The sequence below is a fragment of the Stutzerimonas degradans genome (assembly GCF_024448505.1).
In the GTDB taxonomy this organism is placed as follows: domain Bacteria; phylum Pseudomonadota; class Gammaproteobacteria; order Pseudomonadales; family Pseudomonadaceae; genus Stutzerimonas; species Stutzerimonas degradans.
The window spans coordinates 1-1,231 of record NZ_JAMOHV010000028.1; the positions used below are offsets into that span (position 1 = coordinate 1).

General features: G+C 58.5%; 1 protein-coding gene. It reads left to right on the forward strand.

Annotated elements, in window-relative coordinates:
• Window positions 1-62: 62 nt before the first annotated feature.
• Window positions 63-1,213 (forward strand): IS3 family transposase gene (locus tag NAV27_RS19120; protein ID WP_102829662.1). Its coding sequence is split into 2 segments (ribosomal slippage): window positions 63-300 and window positions 300-1,213, totalling 1,152 coding nucleotides; the frame shifts between segments, so codons are not numbered across the junction.
• Window positions 1,214-1,231 lie beyond the last annotated feature (18 nt).

A 1,231-nucleotide genomic window follows, 5' to 3' on the forward strand; every position in this document is an offset into this window, starting at 1 on the left:
TGAATCGCCCCTAGTTTCGTAGACACCTCCAAGCCTCATAATGAGGCCCAACAGGAGGTGCCATGAGCAACCAGCGTTACCCTGAAGAATTCAAGATTGAAGCGGTCAAGCACATCACTGAACGCGGCTTGCGCGTTGCCGATGTAGCAGAGCGTCTAGGCGTGTCCGCGCACAGCCTGTACGCCTGGGTAAAGCGCTACAGCAAACCCCAAGTACAGCGGCAGCAGGTAGATGATCAGCAGGCTGAGCTGCGTCGCTTGCGCGCGGAACTCAAGCGGGTGACCGAAGAGCGAGACATTCTAAAAAAGGCCGCCGCGTACTTTGCCAAGGAGTCAGGCTGAAGTACGCCTTCATCAGCAAACTGTCGGTGGAGTACCCGGTGCGGCGTCTCTGCCAGACCCTCAAGGTGCATCCCAGCGGTTACTACGCCTGGCTGGTCGAGCCGAAATCGGTACGCGCCAAGGAAGATCAACGCCTGCTCGGATTGATCAAGCATGCCTGGTTGGAAAGCGGCGGGGTCTACGGCTACCGCAAGATCCACGACGACCTGCGTGAGCTGGGCGAGCCCTGTGGCCGGCACCGTGTGGCTCGCCTGATGAGGAGAGAGGGGCTGCGCTCGCAGACCGGTTATCGCCGGCGCCCCGGGTACTACGGTGGCAAGCCGCCAGTGGCCTCGCCCAACCGTCTAGAGCGGCAGTTCAATGTCAGTGAACCGAACAAGGTCTGGGTCACCGACATCACTTACATCCGCACGTATGAGGGCTGGTTGTACTTGGCAGTGGTTCTGGATCTGTTTTCTCGCCAAGTGATCGGCTGGTCGATGAAGCCTCGGATGTGCAGCGACCTGGCCATTGATGCGTTGCTGATGGCTGTGTGGCGGCGCAGGCCCAAGCAGGAAGTGATGATCCATTCCGACCAGGGCAGCCAGTTCAGCAGCTCGGACTGGCAGAGTTTCCTCAAGGCCAACAACCTGATCAGCAGCATGAGTCGACGCGGTAACTGTCACGACAACGCGGTCGCGGAAAGCTTTTTCCAGTTGCTGAAGCGGGAACGCATCCGACGGAAAACCTACGGAACCCGCGAAGAAGCCCGCAGTGATGTGTTCGATTACATCGAGATGTTCTATAACCCCAAGCGCCGGCACAGCAGCGCTATGCAGCTATCGCCAGTGGAGTTTGAAAAGCGCTATTTCCAGAGCTTGGAGAGTGTCTAGGAAAGCTGGGGCGATTCA